Source organism: Leclercia sp. J807, from assembly GCF_009734465.1.
Taxonomy (GTDB): Bacteria; Pseudomonadota; Gammaproteobacteria; order Enterobacterales; family Enterobacteriaceae; genus Enterobacter.
The window spans coordinates 2,153,139-2,168,874 of sequence record NZ_CP046446.1; the positions used below are offsets into that span (position 1 = coordinate 2,153,139).

The following is a 15,736-nucleotide window of genomic DNA, read 5'->3' on the forward strand; positions in this document are numbered from 1 at the left end:
CAGGGTAGGAAATTGTAAATATTCTGTCTAATATATTAATAATCTCAAATGATACTTTTAAAATATGAATATCGAACTGCGTCATCTACGCTACTTTGTCGCCGTCGCGGAGGAGCTGCATTTTGGGCGCGCGGCGGCGCGGCTCAATATCTCCCAACCGCCTCTCAGCCAGCAAATCCAGGTTCTTGAGCAGCAGGTGGGCGCTCGCCTGCTGGCGCGCACCAACCGCAGCGTCGGGCTAACCCCCGCAGGGCGACAATTTCTGGCGGACAGCCGCCAGATCCTGAGCATGGTGGAAGAGGCAGCTGCCCGGGCAGAGCGCCTGCACCATGGCGAAACCGGCGAGCTACGCATCGGATTTACCTCCTCCGCGCCCTTTATCAGCGCCATCTCCCAAACGCTGTCGTCGTTTCGCCGCCTGTCGCCGGATGTGCATATCCAGACCCGAGAGATCAACACCCGGGAGCAGATTGTCCCCCTCAGCGAAGGCTCGCTCGATCTCGGCCTGATGCGTAACACTCAGTTGCCGGATACCCTGGCCTGGCAGCGGGTGCTGCGCGAACCGCTGCTGGCGATGATCCACCGCGATCACCCTCTGGCGGCAAGAACTGAAATCTCGGTAACGGAGCTGGCGCAGGAGCCGTTTGTCTTTTTTGACCCGCACGTTGGCACCGGTCTGTACGACGACATCCTGGGATTACTGCGGCGCTACGGAGTAAACCCGGTCATCACCCAGGAGGTAGGCGAGGCGATGACCATTATCGGACTGGTGGCGGCGGGGCTGGGGGTATCGATCCTGCCGGCCTCGTTCAGACGGCTGCAGCTCCATGAGATGCGCTGGGTGGCGCTCACCGAACCGGACGCGGTTTCAGAGATGTGGCTGGTATGGTCAAAACACCATGAACTCAGCGCGGCGGCACAGCGGTTCAAAGATCTGCTTATCAACGCGGCAATGGGTCGCTGACCGGCAAAAAAAGCGGGTAAAAATGTGCTGTAAATCACAAGGCTAAGTAAAAATTTGACGATTACTGTAGAAGTGCTTCACCATAGCCCACAGTTTATTTCGAAGCGCGAAAATAAGGGAGTACGTGGTGGTTGCTGATAGTCAGCCAGGGCATATCGATCAGATTAAGCAGACCAATGCAGGTGCAGTATATCGCCTGATTGATCAGCTTGGGCCGGTCTCGCGCATCGATCTTTCTCGGCTTGCGCAACTGGCGCCTGCCAGTATCACCAAGATTGTGCGTGAGATGCTCGAAGCTCACCTGGTGCAGGAAACAGAAATTCAGGAGCCGGGCAGTCGTGGCCGTCCGGCCGTTGGGCTGGTGGTGGAAACCGAAGCCTGGCACTACCTCTCATTGCGCATCAGCCGCGGTGAAATTTACCTTGCGCTGCGCGATCTCAGCAGCAAGCTGGTGGTGGAAGATCGGCTGCCGCTGGAACTGCAAGCTGTCCAGCCGCTGGAAGTGCGGATCACCGCCCTAATCGACCAATTCTTCATTCATCATCAGCAGAAGCTGGAACGCCTCACCGCCATTGCCATCACCATGCCCGGTATCATTGATACGGAAAATGGAATTGTCCACCGGATGCCGTTCTACGACGACGTCAAAGAGATGCCGCTGGGTGAGGTGTTGAAAAATCACACCGGCGTGCCGGTCTATATTCAGCATGATATCAGCGCCTGGACGATGGCCGAGGCGCTGTTCGGCGCCTCTCGCGGCGCCCGGGACGTGATTCAGGTGGTGATCGACCACAACGTGGGGGCCGGGGTGATCACCGATGGCCGCCTGCTGCACGCGGGCAGCAGCAGCCTGGTGGAGATTGGTCACACCCAGGTCGATCCCTATGGCAAGCGCTGTTACTGCGGTAACCACGGCTGTCTGGAGACTATTGCCAGCGTTGACAGCGTGCTGGAGCTGGCCCAACTCCGGCTCGGCCAGTCGATGAGCTCCGCGCTACACGGCCAGCCCCTGACGGTCGAGTCGCTCTGCGCCGCTGCGCAGCAGGGCGATCTACTGGCAAAAGATATTATTACCGGCGTCGGCACCAACGTCGGGCGGATCATTGCCATTATGGTTAACCTGTTTAATCCGCAGAAAATCCTCATTGGCTCGCCCCTGAGCCAGGCGTCGGATGTGCTCTTCCCGGCAATCGCCGACTCCATCCGCCAGCAGTCCTTGCCGGCCTACAGCAAGCACATCATGGTGGAAAGTACTCAGTTCACCAATCAGGGCACGATGGCCGGCGCAGCGCTGGTGAAGGATGCGATGTATAACGGCTCACTATTGATTCGTCTGTTGCAGGGTTAACTGTTTTTTTACAGTCTTACCAAAAATTGCGCTATCTCAAACCGGGCAGATAGCGCATGCCTTAGACTTCCTCCACTGAATTATTTCCTTCATTTATATTTTCAGAGCATAACGGTGGAGTAAGTGATGCTTAAGCGTTTCTTTGTAACGGGTACTGATACCTCCGTCGGCAAGACGGTGGTGTCCCGCGCCTTGCTGCAAGCCATGATGGCCAGCGGAAAGCGTGTTGCAGGGTACAAACCGGTAGCCAAAGGGAGTAAAGAGACGCCAGAGGGATTGCGCAATAAAGATGCGCTGGTGCTGCAAAGCGTCTCCTCTTTAGAACTTCCTTATCATGCCATTAACCCCATTGCGCTTAGCGAAGATGAGAGCAGCGTGGCGCACAGCGGGCTGGTGAATTACACCCTGTTATCGAACGGGCTTGCCAGCCTGAGCGAAAAGGTGGACCACGTGGTGGTCGAAGGGACCGGCGGCTGGCGCAGCCTGATGAACGATCTGCGCCCGCTGTCAGAATGGGTGGTGCAGGAGCAACTGCCGGTGCTGATGGTGGTCGGTATTCAGGAGGGCTGTATCAACCACGCCCTCCTAACCGCCCAAGCCATCGCCAATGACGGCCTGCCGCTGGTGGGGTGGGTAGCGAACCGCATCAATCCGGGCCTGGCGCACTATGCCGAAATTATTGATGTGTTAAGCAAAAAACTGCCTGCACCGCTGGTGGGTGAACTGCCGTACCTGCCGCGCGCCGAACAGCGTGAGCTAGCGCAGTATATCGACCTCTCTGCTTTCGGCCGGGTGCTGACCGTAGATCGAATCATGGCGTAACGTTCGCGACAGCACGGACGCCACCACACAGGCAATCAGCAAACCGGGCAGCAGAACATACTGCCCGGTCATTTCACAGACCATCAGCGCCGACATGATTGGTGCGTGCGTCGTGGCGGCGAGCAGCGTCGCCATCCCTGCCAGCCCCAGCAAAATCGCGGTTTCAGAGCCGGGCAACCACAGCATAAAGAGCTGGGCAAAGAGCATGCCGGTCGCCATGCCGACAAACAGCGTTGGCGTAAAAACCCCACCCGGTGCGCCAGAGCCGCTGCTGGCCAGAACCGCCAGCAACTTGCAGATAAATACTCCCGCAATGACCGACAGCAACGGCGGTGCCAGCAGGAACCCCTGTACCACGCTGTAGCCATTCCCCCAGACCTTAGGGGTCAGCAGCGACAGCAGGCCAACGATGAGGCCACCCAGCGCAAGCTGCCACGGTGGAGAGAGCTTCAGGCGCAGAAACAGGGAATGGCTGAAGGCCATGAGCCACATCAGCGCCGGGCCGCAGATGCCCGCCAGCAGGCCCATTCCCACGATCAATGAATAATCCACCCCGGTCAGCGTGTCGCTGAGGTGTACCTCATACAGCGTATTCGCGCCGGGGCTGAGCAGACGGGTGGTGAGCAGGGCGACCACGGCGGCAATTACTACCGGGCCGAGCGAGGCCAGCATCAGGGTGCCGAAGAGGATCTCAGCAATAAACAGGCTCCCGGCTAAGGGGGCATGGTAAGCGCTGGCCATCCCGGCGGCGGCACCGCAGGCAATCCACAGTTTCCATTCCGTTTTGGGGGTAAAGCGCTGGGCGAAAAAGGAGGCGGCGAGGGCGGCCAGCAGGATCATCGCCCCTTCCCGGCCAATGGCGCTGCCGCTGGCGACGACCAGCAGCGACGCCAGGGATTTGACCAGGCTGGCGGCGTAGTCAAACTGTCCGTCACCCGTTTCAAGCGCCTCCATATAGTCGGTAGGCGCATGGGGCCGCTGGGCGGTCATTTTCTGCCATCCCCACAGCAGCAGCCCGGCAGCCAGCCCGCCGAGAGCAGGGGTCAGGACGCGTCGCCAGGGCGACAGGGCGCTGGCAGCATTCACCAGACTGCCGCTTTCGTTACTCAGAAACAGCCACTCCAGTAAATAGAGAGCATGGCGGAACAGGGCCACGGCCAGTGCCGCCAGCACACCGGTGACGCTGGCAATCAGCAACCGGCGAAACATCGCGCGGATGTCAGGGTAAGCATGGAGTCGATGCATGGGTTACGCGTAAATGAGGAAGATACAATATTTTGACGGGAAAACGCGGGGTTAGCAATGCGAAGAGCCGGGCAAGACCCGGCTTACAATATTAACTGTCGCTGTGAATATTCAGCGCCCGGCGCGTGCGGCCGGAGCTTAAGTATTCCGCAATATAGTCCTGAGAAATTTCGCCGTTATAGCGCCCCTCTTCATCGACAATCGGCATCCAGCTGGTGTTGCTCTCATACAGACGCGACAGCACCACGCGCAGGTTGTCCTCAGCTTTGCCGGTCATGCGGAACGGGTGGAGCAGATCGGCGCAGGTGCCGGTGGCATTGCGCGCTTCCCGGCGCTTCACAAAGCCCAGCGGTTTGCCATTTTCATCCACCACGGTGACGGCGCGAATGTCGTTGTCGTCCATGATGGCAAAGGCTTCCGGCAGCGGCGTGGCTGGTCGCACGGTCAGGGTTGGCTGTTGATCCGTGACATCGCCCGCGGAGACCAGCAGCAGACGCTTCAGGGTGCGGTCCTGGCCAACGAACGAGCCGACAAATTCATTGGCCGGTTTCGCCAGCAGTTCGTCCGGGCTGGCGCACTGGACAATGCGCCCCTGGCGGAAGACGGCAATACGGTCCCCCAGCTTCAGCGCCTCGTCGATGTCGTGGCTCACCAGCATCACCGTTTTTTTCAGCTTGCGCTGCATCTCAAGGAACTGGTTCTGGATCACCTCGCGGTTAATCGGGTCCACCGCACCGAAAGGCTCATCCATCAGCAGTACCGGAGGATCCGCCGCCAGGGCGCGAATCACGCCGATACGCTGCTGCTGACCACCGGACATTTCGCGCGGGTAGCGGTTGAGGAACTTATGCGGATCCATCGCCACCATATCCATCAGCTCTTCGGCGCGGGTTTTACAGCGGGCTTTATCCCAGCCCAACATGCGCGGTACGACGGTGATGTTCTCTTCGATGGTCATGTTCGGGAACAGGCCAATCTGCTGGATCACGTAGCCGATGTTGCGGCGCAGGGTCACGGTGTCCATCTCGCTGGTGTCCTGGCCATTAATCTGGATGGTGCCGCTGCTCGGAGTAATCAGCCGGTTAATCATCTTCAGGGTGGTGGTTTTGCCGCAGCCGGATGGGCCGAGCAGGACGCACATCTCCCCTTCGGGCACGTTCAGGTTGACGTTATCTACGGCCTTAAAGGTCTGGCCGTGCTTCTGTGAAAATTGTTTGGTGAGGTTTTCCAGTTTTATCATTATCGAATCCCCTTTGGAGTCAGAACGATCTGCAGACGGTGCAGTAACCAGTCGAGCACAATCGCTAAAAGACAAATCATCAGCGCGCCGGCAATCAGCATACGAATATCACTCCCGCCGATGCCGTTAAGTAGCAGCAGGCCAAGCCCGCCCGCGCCGATGACGGCGGCAATCGCCATCACGCCGATATTCATTACGACCGCGGTACGGATGCCGCCGAAAATCACCGGCAGCGCCATGGGAATTTCTACCCAGCGCAGACGCTGCCAGAAGGTCATGCCGATGCCGCGACCCGCTTCGCGCAGGCCGGGCGGCAGGCTGTCCAGTGCCGTATGGGTGTTACGCACAATCGGCAGCAGCGAGTAGAGAAACACGGCGGTAATTGCGGGCAGGGCGCCAATACCCTGACCGATCATGGAAAAGAGTGGGATCATCAGGCCGAACAGAGCAATGGACGGGATGGTCAGCACGATGGTGGCAATCCCCAGCACCGGCGTCGCCAGCCATTTGTGACGGACAATCAGAATGCCCAGCGGCACGCCGATAATAATGGCTAAGCCCACCGCCAGCGCCACCAGCCACAGGTGCTGGAAGGTCAGGGTCATGATGTAACCCCAGTTATCAAGAATGTAGTGAATGGTATCCATAGCGCCTCCTTACAGCAGCTGCTTGCTACGCAGGAAATCACGGGCGACCTGCTGCGGTGACTGATGATCGATATCCACCTTTTTGTTCAGCTCGGTGATGACGTCGTTGTTAAGCTGGGCAGAGAGGGTATTCAGCGCCTCTTCCAGCCCCGGGTTGGCTTCCAGCGTATCCTTGCGCACCACCGGGGTCACCGCGTAGCTCGGGAAGAAGCCTTTGTCATCTTCCAGTACCTTCAAATCGAAGCCTTTAACGCGTCCGTCAGTGGTGTAAACCAGCCCGGCATCGACAAAGCCGTCGCGCACCGCGTTATAGACCAGACCGGGATCCATCTGGCGAATTTGCGGGCGATCCAGCTCCATGTTGTAGGCTGCCTGCAGCGGCTTCATGCCATCGCTGCGCCCGGAGAACTCCAGATCCAGACCCAGCATCCAGTTGTTATCAGGGTCGGTTTTGCGCACCTGCTCAATCTTCGCCACCAGCTCTGACATGGTGTTGATATTTTCAGCCTCGGCGCGCTTACGCTGCATGGCAAAGGCGTAGGTGTTGTTCATATCAGCAGGTTTGAGCCACACCAGACCGTGCTTCGCATCCAGACGTTTCACCGTCTCGTAAGACTCCTCTGGCGACATGCGTTTGTTGATGTGGTTAAAGATGATCAGCGAGGTGCCGGTATACTCCCAGGTCATATCGATCTGCTTGTTGATCATCGCATTACGGGAAATGACGGTGGCAATGTTGGTCTGAGGCTTAACCTCAAACCCTTTCTTTTGCAGATACTGCACGGTCATCGCCGAGAGAATATGCTGTTCGGTAAAACTCTTGGTCGCCAGGATCAGGGGCGCTGCGAGCGCCTGGCTGGTAAAGAGCGCGGCGGTACAGAGCGCCGCCAGGCCGGTAAACAGTCTCATAGAACCTCCTTATTATTGTTATCGTGCGAGATGCGGGCTCATCAGACGGCCCAGCGCCGCCAGCAACGTATCCAGAATCAGGGCGAACAGGGCGGTGGCCGCCGCGCCCAGGATCAACGTCGGGAAATCATTCAGGTAGATGCCGGGGAAAATCAGCTCGCCGTAGCTGCTGGCGCCAATCAGGAAGGCCAGCGGTGCGGTACCGACGTTAATGGCGGTGGCGATACGAATACCGGAGAGCATCACCGGCCAGGCGTTAGGCAGCTCCACCTGGCGCAGACGCTGCCATTTGGTCATCCCGATGCCGTTTGCCGCTTCCAGTAACGATGCCGGAACCGAGCACAGTCCGGCGTAGGTGTTACGCACAATCGGCAGCAGCGAGGCGAGGAACAGGGCGATAATGGCAGGCGTATCGCCGATGCCAATTACCACCATTGCCAGGGCCAGAACCGCCAGCGGTGGCAGGGTGTTGCCGACGTTAAAAATCTGCATGACGTATTCGGCGATACCGCGCGCGGCCGGGCGGCTCAGCAAGATACCGCTGGGGATACCGACCAGCAGGGCGAAGAACATGGATGAGAAGACTAAAATCAGATGCTGTTGCCCGAGATAGACCAGGTCAACCTGGCGCGCTTTGATCGTCTCCAGCCCAATTCCCCAGACGAGGAGGGCGACGACCACAATAATCGCGCCGACAAAAAGCAGCGAGCGTTTGAGTAATGGATGCATTGCAGTGTGTCTCCCTGTGCGCATGCGTTATAGCAACCACCGGTTGCCTGTTGTTATGCCATGTTTTGGCAGGGGTAATGGAGCTATAGCAAGGGTTTGGGAAGGGTTCCAGCGAAGCGGTAGAATCTTTAACCTTATGAAAATAGGGGTGATAATGGGTTAAGCCTTACGGGACAAGGGTTGGATAGGGGCAGGCGGAATAGTCTTAAAGATAATTTCGTTAAGTGACAACGTCACTTAACGAGTGGAAGGTATCTGTTATTTACTCAGCGCAGCGCGGACTTTTCGCACGCGTAGAGAGGTCGTTATGATGGAGAAGGCGGCCACGAAAACCAGCATGATTCCCAGCGCCAGCATCGCAGTAAACCCAAACCACCTGAATAGGACCAGCCCGGCAATCCCTCCCGTAATGAACGAGAAAAGGGTGGTGAGATGGGTTGTAAGTTGGCTGCGTTGTGCCGCCGTATCTTTGGAGTAATCCCGGCGTAGCATCGCCACCACCACGGAGGCCAGCGAAATGCCTGCGTCGGTTAAGGTGCCGGTAATATGGGTGGAGCGTACCCGCCCGCCGGAAAGTTGGGTGGAGGTGGAATTATGGATCCCCATCAGCCCGCAGAGAAAAACAATAATTTCCCTGTTGGTCGTGAAGGTATGAAAATAGATTTCATGCAGGGAGACGCCGGCCAGTAATAACCCTTCAATAAACAAAACCTGACAAAAAATGAGCCGCACATTATGCATGATGCCCCATAAAACAATAATCCGCGCAATAATTGCCCCGGTTACAAACGACAAAATAATGGTGGCGAAGAAAATAATATCGTTCAGATCCGTTGAGGAAACTTCGCTGGAAAATTGTGAGGTATTGCCTGTCATATGGGAAGGAAAGAAGCCGAAAGCCCCCAGTGCAATGGCATTCAGCAATCCTGCGGAGGTCGCCAGCCAGAGGGCAAGACGACGATCCTCCTGATGGGTTCGTTCTTTCTTAAGTTTAATCAGCAAAGAATACCTCCGGTTTGAGCTTTGCCTGAATAATCAGGCTAGCAAAGCCTGGTCATGGATTGTCCAGGATAGTACTTAATTATTAAGGCACCGGAGGTGGGCGGGAATTAAGTAATTAAATAAAATAACCTTGATAACAAAGTGCTTATTTACCCGGCGCATTATGCTCAAAGCATGCCATTATTTCCGTGGCGTAAAAACGCCGGGCGCTGATTTAAACGTTCAAACCAGGCCTCGATAGCGGGCACCGGTGGATGCTCAAAAGGCGTCATCTTCCAGCGGTTCACCGACAGCCCCAGCACCACATCGGCCAGGGTAAAAGTGTCGCCCGCCACCCATGCCCCGGTGCGTTGCAGCTGCTGCTCAAGGATCGCGATGTGGTGGTTCCACTCCTTAATTCCTGCGGCAATTCGCGCCGGATCGTTAAAGTCCGGGTTTTTACGCCCCAGGGCCGGAAAGACATACCGCCAGGCGTTGTTAAATTCCGAAGCCTGCCAGTCCATCCAGCGTTCGACGTTGGCGCAGGCTTGCGGATCTGTCGGGAGAAGGTCGTCGCGCCCGGCCTTACGCGCCAGATAGCGGCAAATGGCGTTGGATTCCCAGAGCACGAAATCATTGTCGATCAGCACCGGCACCATCGCATTCGGGTTCAGCGCGCGGAAGGCGTCGGTTTCCGTTGAGGCAAAGCCGCTGCCGTAATCTTCCTGAAGATAGTCCAGACCCACTTCTTCACAGGTCCAGAGCACTTTGCGCACGTTAATGGAGGTGGTTTTGCCGAGGATTTTTAGCATGATGCAGGTGTCCTTTGTCGGGTGAGTTAACAACAGAGCCGCTATTCAGTGAGTTTAGGGCAAACTTTGGTGGGGAAGTATTCCTGTTGGCTTACCATCTTCCGATAGGCGGCAGGCGTCATGCCTGTGAGCCGACTGAACACACGCCGCATGACATCCGGACCTGAGAAACCACATTCTGCGGCTATTTTTTTTGCGGGCAGCTTCTCTTTTTCAATCAGCAAGCGCGCTTTCGACACACGTTCGCGCTCCAGCCATTGAGCCGGGGTCAAGCCGATCTCCTGGCGAAATATACGCGTAAGATGCCTTTCACTAAGGTTGATGTGTTGCGCCAACATGGAAACCGAGCCAATCTCTTTAATATTCTGAATTGCCCAACGCTGAAGATCCTGGAGCGCTGAGCGTCCGTTCAGGGAAAGTTGGCTTCGTCTGACAAAGTGAGACTGATTAACAGGCCGACGAAAGAACATCACTAACTGATCCGCAACCTCGGCCGCAATTTCCCGACCCAGATCTTCTTCTACCAGCCTCAGTGCCAGATCGAGGCCGGATGTCACACCGGCGGCAGTACGCACCCTACCATCGGCGATAAACAGCGCATCGCTTTCCACAACTATTTCAGGATGTCTGATAGAAAGCAGTTCCGCACAATTCCAGTGGGTGGTGACCTGCTTACCGTTGAGTTTTCCGGTAAGCGCCAGCAGCAGCGCGCCAGTACATACGGATCCAAACCGCTCACTTTTTTCGCATAAGTCGGTAATACCCGCCAGGACATTGCTCTCTGGCGTATAACCAGACATACCTGGTGCGCCCGCAATGAGAAACGTATCAGGAACGAGTTCTGAAATATCCGTGAGTGAAAAATCTGCCGTAAGCCTGACGCCGGACGAGGCCTGTACAGCAGAGCCACTGACGGAAACGACATACAGACGATAAAATTGACGTCCCAGGATTCTGTTAGCCTCAGCAAAAACATCTATAGGCCCGCCTACATCAAGCAACTGCACGCCCGGCACCGCCAGTATGGCTATGGTATGACTCATTTTCTCCTCCCGGCGTCTGAATAAATCCAGATGTCCTTATTCGTCGTAAAAGTACGGTAGCAGACATGAATGATAAACCCTAATTTAGAGGCACACCATAGCCATCTAAGGAGTTATTCATGCGTTCTGCAATTAAAGGTATCAGCGTCCCGGACAGCCGTATGGCCAGAGAAGCCACGGAATTTATCAGGGACACCGAAACAGAGCTGCTGTTTAATCATTCAAGCCGGGTTTATTACTGGGCGGCCCTGGCCGGAGAGGAAAGGGGTCTGAAAGTAGACAGTGAGCTGCTGTACATTGGCTGTATGTTTCATGACATTGGGCTCACCCATGAGCATTGCAGCTGTGACAAACGTTTTGAAGTAGACGGCGCCAATGCGGCACGTACCTTTCTGAAGGGATATGGTATCGCTCCTGCCGACATTGATAAGGTATGGACAGCCATTGCACTCCATACCACACCCGGCATACCTGAGTTCATGGCACCAGAAATAGCCCTGGTTACCGCAGGCGTGGAAATGGATGTGCTGGGAATCGATTATGAAAAATTCTCAGAAGCAGATATTAAAGCGGTTACGCAGCAGTATCCCCGTACGCCAACATTTAAAGAGGATATTATTCAGGCATTCTATGACGGTATAAAACACAAGCCGCAGACGACATTCGGTAACGTAAAGGCTGACGTTATTAAGGATAAAGAACCCGGTTTCACTCCTTTTAACTTCTGCAATATTATCCGGCAGTCACGCTGGCACGGCTGAGCCGCCGCAACGCACTAATTGAATGAGCGCAGCAGTTAAATATCAGGGATGATCTTGAGCTTAAATATGGATGATGCCTTCACAGGCGGCGCATGACGTTTAGCTGAAGACGTCATGCGCCTTTTTGCGGCAGTTAACGGTTGGCGCATAGACAGATTGAGCCAGACCAATGCTGCTGTTTTTAGCGGGGGCAGACCTATCCGCTGCTCTGCCATGAACCCTGCCAGGGATAATTCCCGGATCCATCAGTCATTGAACGGTGGGTCTATGTAACATCCTGGACCGCTGGCTCATATCGTAACGTCTCAATAATCATCGAGAGTGCTGGCAGGAGCTGGCGCTCGCTGGAGTAGAAAATGTGGAACCCCTGGCGCAGCGGGCACCACGTCTCAAGCACTGATCGAAGACGGCCCTGCTCCAGCCAGGGGCGGGCGAGGTTTTCCGGTACAAAAGCCAGACCATATCCCGCCAGAGCTGCATCGAGCGCCGCATATACCGAGTTAAAGATCAAAGGGCCATCGACACGACAAGCCTCCAGGGTGTCACCCTTTTTAAGTTCCCAGGGGCTGATACCCTCTTTCATGGAGTAGCGGGTATTGATGCAGGCGTGTCGGGCCAAATCCTCCGGCGTGAGCGGCAGCTGTCTTGCAGAAAGATAATCAGGGGAGGCCACAATGACGTTTCGCCAGTCGGGTGAAATCCGCACGGAAGCCATATTTTTGCCGATCCTGTCGCCTGGCCTGATACCGGCGTCAAAGCGATCGGCAACAATATCGGTCAGGGCCGGATCGTTCGATACCTCCAGCTTGACGTCAGGATAGTGCAGCAAAGCAGCGGAAAGGCGCGGCCAGACAAAGGTGTTCCAGGCGAAATCCGACGCCGTGATGCGGACCGTCCCGGCGATCTTGCTGCCCAGCTCGCTCAGGGAGGCCAGTTCCCCGGCAATGACATCGAAGCGGGGAGATACCCGCTCAAGCAAGCGCTGCCCGGCCTCGGTGGGAGAGACGCTGCGCGTGGTGCGGATCAGCAGTCGTAGCCCCAACCGCGCCTCAAGATTACGGATGGTATGGCTTAACGCCGACTGGGAAACGCCCAGTTCGGCAGCAGCCCGGGTAAAACTGCGTTCCCGGGCAATAGTAATAAACGCCACAATATCCCTGAAGATTTCGCCTGACATATTCCGCCTCGGTTATGCGTGAAACACGCCGTTATGCCTGATTCTCATGGAAACGCAACGCTTCAACCATCAGCGTCATGGCCCGGGAATGCTGGCGCCGGTTAGGGTAATAGAGATGCAAGCCCGGCCAGAGCGGGCACCATGCTTCGAGTACCGACACCAGCTCGCCTGAATCCAGCCAGGGCTGAACCATATCCTGCGGCAGGTAGGCGAGCCCCAATCCTGCTTTTGCAGCTTCGAGAATGTCGTAAGCGTTATTACAGATGACGGGGCCGCCGATCCTGACGGAGAACTCACGCTGACCCTCGGTAAATTCCCAGTCATAAAGGCCGCCATAAGTAGAGGTGCGCAGCCGAATGCATCTGTGCTGGTCGAGTGCCTCAGGCCGCCCGGGGACTGGAAATCGCGTAAAATAGTCCGCCGATCCGACCACCGTATTCTTCACATCCGGACTGATACGCACGGAGATCATGTCCTGCGCCAGCTCCATACCGAATCTGACACCGGCGTCATAGCCTCTGGCGGCAATATCGACGCTGGCATACTCGCTGATCAGCTCAACGGTGATATCGGGATACTGCTGCAAAAAGGGGGAGAGTTTAGGCCACAAAACCTGGCGAATGGCATAGTCAATGGCGGTGATGCGCAGGGTGCCGGTCGGCTTGTCTCGCAGATCGTTCAGCGATTCAAGCTCTTTCTCGATGTAGGCAAATTCGGGCACGATCCTGTCCACCAGATGTTGCCCCGCCATGGTCAGGGATACCCGACGCGTGCTACGCAGCAACACGCGTACGCCGAGCCGCTCCTCCAGACCGCGGATGCTGGCGCTCAGGGCGGGCTGGGTAACGCCCAGCTGCGCCGCTGCCCGGGTAAAACTCCCGGTTTGCGCTACCGCAATAAGCGCTAATAAATCGCTGAAACCCTCACGAGCCATTTCTTCCTCACACGGACGCGACACAGGAGATAAGTCAGGTTTAAAAACATTAATGAATTCTGCTTATAAATGCAAGAAATAGGCCGCACTGGTCTGGGTTGACTACGTCAGGTATATTTATTTGCAAGCAAACAAGGATGGGAAGAAATAATTTCCGTCAGGCGTAATCAAGAAATAATTGAAAAGAGATTGAACGGCGCGGGTGGATATTTTTCATCACGCTGAAGGTTCACGAAATTACCATTAAAACAGATCAATCATGCTGATAGAAATATCGGTCAGGAGGCGTTATGTCATTATCTAAAGTTTCATTATTGCTGGCATCATTATTTGTTGCCAGCGCTGCATATTCTGAACAACCCCAGCCAACTACCGTTGCCGAAGGTATTAATGCCATGAACGCACAGAAAGTGTCGTTTCAGAATGGTGATGTCAAAATGGCGGCCAATCTCTACCTGCCGCCTGATTACGATAGCGCGAAAAAATACCCCGCCATCGTCGTTTCTCATCCCTGGGGCGGCGTAAAAGAACAGACCTCGGGTCTTTACGCCCAACAGCTGGCAAAGCGCGGATTTATTACTCTGGCCTATGATGCTTCTCACTACGGCGAAAGCGGCGGTTTGCCGCGTGACCTGGAAAACCCGGCAGACCGGGTACAGGATATTCGCAGTGCGATTGGCTACCTGAGCAGCCTGCCGCAGGTTGATGCCGCACGCATCGGGGCGCTGGGCATCTGTGCTGGTGGCGGTTATACCCTCCACGAAGCGCAAACCGATCTGCGGGTGAAAGCGGTCGCCGGGGTCGTGACCTACGACATCGGGGATGCGACCCGGAACGGTATTGAGGGGGCGCCGGTCTCGGCTGCCGACAGGCTGAAATTACTGCAAAGCGTCGATGCGCAGTTAAATAAAGAGGCCGCCGGTGCCCCGCTGAAGGTTGAACAGCTCCTCCCGGCGCGGGATAGCGTCGATGCCCGTACGCCGAATTTTGTGCGGGAAGCGACGGAATATTATCTCACCCCGCGGGGCGCGCATCCGAATGCCCGAAACCGCTATGTCGTGACCAGTCCGGGGCTGCATATGGCCTATTACCCGCTGGAGCATATGGAGGATATTTCTCCCCGGCCGGTATTATTAATTGCGGGGGAGAAAGCAGAAACCCGTAAATTTAGCCAGCAGGCTTTTGATAATGCAAAACAGCCGAAGGAATTAATGATTATTCCTGGCGCATCGCATTTTGATTTATATGACAAGCCGCAGTACGTCACTCCGGCGGTGGATAAACTCGCTGCTTTCTTCGGTAAACATCTTTAACAGCCAGCTTCTATTCAAACAGGAAAAATATTATGACCTATTCACTCAATAATAAAATTGCCTTAGTGACCGGAGCCGCTTCGGGTATTGGTCTCGCCACCGCCCAGGCCTATGCTGAGGCGGGTGCATCCGTCGTGCTGGCTGATATTAACGCCGGGGCGGTGACGCAGGCCGCAGAGTCGCTGGTGGCTTCCGGCTATACCGCTAAAGCGATGACCTGCAACGCGGCGGATCTGGATGACGTCGCCGCGATGGTGCAGGAGACCGTCGCGACCTTTGGCCGCCTCGATATCGCCTTCAACAACGCCGGGATCCAGAATGTGCTGGCAGAGATTGCGGATGCGACAGCAGAAGATTTCGACCGCGTCACGGCGGTAAACCTGCGCGGCGTCTGGGGCTGTATGAAGTACGAACTGCAGCAGATGCGTAAGCAGGGCAGCGGCGTCATCGTGAACTGCTCATCTATCGGCGGGATTGTGGGTGGTGCAGAACGCGCTAACTACCACGCTGCCAAGCATGGCGTGCTTGGCCTTACCAAAAGTGCTGCGCTCGAGTATGCCGCGCGCAACATTCGCGTTAACGCCGTCTGCCCGGGGCTTATCTGGACACCAATGGTTGACGCTATGGTTGCCTCAGGCCAGAAAGAGGCGCTGGAGGCGATGGTGCAGGGCGTTCCTATGCAACGTCATGGCAGGGCTGAAGAAATTGCAGACGTGGTGCTTTGGCTCTCCAGCGATGCGTCATCCTACGTGACAGGCCAGTTCATATCCATTGATGGCGGCCTGACCATGCGTTAAGCCATCATATGGCC

16 protein-coding genes are annotated in these 15,736 nt (G+C 56.0%); 6 read left to right on the top strand and 10 right to left on the bottom strand.

Annotated elements, in window-relative coordinates; all coding sequences use genetic code 11:
* Positions 1-64: 64 nt before the first annotated feature.
* The 3 genes from GNG26_RS10395 to bioD all read left to right on the top strand — a co-directional run bounded on the left by GNG26_RS10395 (position 65) and on the right by bioD (position 3,134).
* Positions 65-964, top strand: coding sequence for a LysR family transcriptional regulator (locus GNG26_RS10395; protein WP_156238620.1), 900 nt, complete (start codon positions 65-67; stop codon positions 962-964).
* Between the two features lie 127 nt (positions 965-1,091).
* A complete protein-coding gene (gene mlc / locus GNG26_RS10400; RefSeq protein ID WP_114317096.1) occupies positions 1,092-2,312 on the top strand; it encodes a sugar metabolism global transcriptional regulator Mlc in 1,221 nt (406 codons plus the stop codon).
* A gap of 126 nt (positions 2,313-2,438) precedes the next feature.
* Positions 2,439-3,134: a dethiobiotin synthase gene (bioD, locus tag GNG26_RS10405; RefSeq protein ID WP_114315131.1), complete on the top strand. Its 696-nt coding sequence runs from the start codon at positions 2,439-2,441 to the stop codon at positions 3,132-3,134.
* Here bioD and clcB read toward each other — a convergent pair.
* From clcB to GNG26_RS10445, 8 genes are all read right to left on the bottom strand, one after another.
* Positions 3,069-4,379 carry a voltage-gated ClC-type chloride channel ClcB gene (gene clcB / locus GNG26_RS10410; RefSeq protein WP_156238621.1) on the bottom strand — a complete coding sequence of 437 codons (1,311 nt, stop codon included), beginning with the start codon at positions 4,377-4,379 and terminating at the stop codon, positions 3,069-3,071. The genes bioD and clcB overlap by 66 nt on opposite strands.
* A gap of 91 nt (positions 4,380-4,470) precedes the next feature.
* A complete protein-coding gene (gene osmV, locus GNG26_RS10415) occupies positions 4,471-5,619 on the bottom strand; it encodes an osmoprotectant ABC transporter ATP-binding protein OsmV (protein ID WP_103824510.1) in 1,149 nt (382 codons plus the stop codon).
* Positions 5,619-6,266, bottom strand: a complete 648-nt coding sequence (osmW, locus tag GNG26_RS10420) for an osmoprotectant ABC transporter permease OsmW (RefSeq protein ID WP_114387163.1) — start codon at positions 6,264-6,266, stop codon at positions 5,619-5,621. Before osmW ends, osmV begins: the two co-directional genes overlap by 1 nt.
* Before the next feature lie 9 nt (positions 6,267-6,275).
* The gene (gene osmX, locus GNG26_RS10425; protein ID WP_103824509.1) at positions 6,276-7,175 is read right to left on the bottom strand and encodes an osmoprotectant ABC transporter substrate-binding protein OsmX; all 900 of its coding nucleotides are present in this window, start codon (positions 7,173-7,175) and stop codon (positions 6,276-6,278) included.
* Between the two features lie 18 nt (positions 7,176-7,193).
* The gene (gene osmY, locus GNG26_RS10430) at positions 7,194-7,904 is read right to left on the bottom strand and encodes an osmoprotectant ABC transporter permease OsmY (RefSeq protein WP_103824508.1); all 711 of its coding nucleotides are present in this window, start codon (positions 7,902-7,904) and stop codon (positions 7,194-7,196) included.
* Between the two features lie 258 nt (positions 7,905-8,162).
* Positions 8,163-8,906, bottom strand: coding sequence for a YoaK family protein (locus GNG26_RS10435; RefSeq protein WP_156238622.1), 744 nt, complete (start codon positions 8,904-8,906; stop codon positions 8,163-8,165).
* Between the two features lie 167 nt (positions 8,907-9,073).
* Entirely contained in the window at positions 9,074-9,697 is a 624-nt protein-coding gene (locus tag GNG26_RS10440) for a glutathione S-transferase family protein (RefSeq protein WP_114387160.1), read from the bottom strand.
* Positions 9,698-9,738: 41 nt separating this feature from the next.
* Positions 9,739-10,740, bottom strand: coding sequence for a GlxA family transcriptional regulator (locus tag GNG26_RS10445; RefSeq protein WP_156238623.1), 1,002 nt, complete (start codon positions 10,738-10,740; stop codon positions 9,739-9,741).
* Between the two features lie 119 nt (positions 10,741-10,859).
* Between GNG26_RS10445 and GNG26_RS10450 the strand changes: the two genes are divergently transcribed.
* Positions 10,860-11,501: an HD domain-containing protein gene (locus GNG26_RS10450; RefSeq protein ID WP_156238624.1), complete on the top strand. Its 642-nt coding sequence runs from the start codon at positions 10,860-10,862 to the stop codon at positions 11,499-11,501.
* Positions 11,502-11,766: 265 nt separating this feature from the next.
* Here GNG26_RS10450 and GNG26_RS10455 read toward each other — a convergent pair whose 3' ends face one another.
* Together GNG26_RS10455 and GNG26_RS10460 are read right to left on the bottom strand one after the other, a co-directional pair.
* The gene (locus GNG26_RS10455) at positions 11,767-12,678 is read right to left on the bottom strand and encodes a LysR family transcriptional regulator (protein ID WP_156238625.1); all 912 of its coding nucleotides are present in this window, start codon (positions 12,676-12,678) and stop codon (positions 11,767-11,769) included.
* A gap of 31 nt (positions 12,679-12,709) precedes the next feature.
* Entirely contained in the window at positions 12,710-13,612 is a 903-nt protein-coding gene (locus GNG26_RS10460; RefSeq protein WP_156238626.1) for a LysR family transcriptional regulator, read from the bottom strand.
* Positions 13,613-13,902: 290 nt separating this feature from the next.
* On the opposite strand from GNG26_RS10460, the gene GNG26_RS10465 reads away from it, so the two are divergent.
* Positions 13,903-14,925 (top strand): alpha/beta hydrolase, encoded by a 1,023-nt coding sequence (locus GNG26_RS10465; RefSeq protein ID WP_156238627.1) that lies wholly within the window; start codon positions 13,903-13,905, stop codon positions 14,923-14,925.
* A 32-nt stretch (positions 14,926-14,957) separates the two neighbouring features.
* Positions 14,958-15,722, top strand: coding sequence for an SDR family NAD(P)-dependent oxidoreductase (locus GNG26_RS10470; RefSeq protein ID WP_156238628.1), 765 nt, complete (start codon positions 14,958-14,960; stop codon positions 15,720-15,722).
* The last annotated feature ends 14 nt before the right edge of the window (positions 15,723-15,736 follow it).

Excerpts from the sequence above, each read along its gene's own strand:
- osmV (WP_103824510.1), bottom strand. The coding sequence starts at position 5,619 with ATGATAAAACTGGAAAACCTCACCAAACAATTTTCACAGAAGCACGGC.
- clcB (WP_156238621.1), bottom strand. The coding sequence starts at position 4,379 with ATGCATCGACTCCATGCTTACCCTGACATCCGCGCGATGTTTCGCCGG.
- osmX (WP_103824509.1), bottom strand. The coding sequence starts at position 7,175 with ATGAGACTGTTTACCGGCCTGGCGGCGCTCTGTACCGCCGCGCTCTTT.
- osmY (WP_103824508.1), bottom strand. The coding sequence starts at position 7,904 with ATGCATCCATTACTCAAACGCTCGCTGCTTTTTGTCGGCGCGATTATT.
- GNG26_RS10440 (WP_114387160.1), bottom strand. The coding sequence starts at position 9,697 with ATGCTAAAAATCCTCGGCAAAACCACCTCCATTAACGTGCGCAAAGTG.
- GNG26_RS10460 (WP_156238626.1), bottom strand. The coding sequence starts at position 13,612 with ATGGCTCGTGAGGGTTTCAGCGATTTATTAGCGCTTATTGCGGTAGCG.
- GNG26_RS10450 (WP_156238624.1), top strand. The coding sequence starts at position 10,860 with ATGCGTTCTGCAATTAAAGGTATCAGCGTCCCGGACAGCCGTATGGCC.
- GNG26_RS10445 (WP_156238623.1), bottom strand. The coding sequence starts at position 10,740 with ATGAGTCATACCATAGCCATACTGGCGGTGCCGGGCGTGCAGTTGCTT.
- GNG26_RS10395 (WP_156238620.1), top strand. The coding sequence starts at position 65 with ATGAATATCGAACTGCGTCATCTACGCTACTTTGTCGCCGTCGCGGAG.
- GNG26_RS10465 (WP_156238627.1), top strand. The coding sequence starts at position 13,903 with ATGTCATTATCTAAAGTTTCATTATTGCTGGCATCATTATTTGTTGCC.
- osmW (WP_114387163.1), bottom strand. The coding sequence starts at position 6,266 with ATGGATACCATTCACTACATTCTTGATAACTGGGGTTACATCATGACC.
- GNG26_RS10470 (WP_156238628.1), top strand. The coding sequence starts at position 14,958 with ATGACCTATTCACTCAATAATAAAATTGCCTTAGTGACCGGAGCCGCT.
- GNG26_RS10455 (WP_156238625.1), bottom strand. The coding sequence starts at position 12,678 with ATGTCAGGCGAAATCTTCAGGGATATTGTGGCGTTTATTACTATTGCC.
- bioD (WP_114315131.1), top strand. The coding sequence starts at position 2,439 with ATGCTTAAGCGTTTCTTTGTAACGGGTACTGATACCTCCGTCGGCAAG.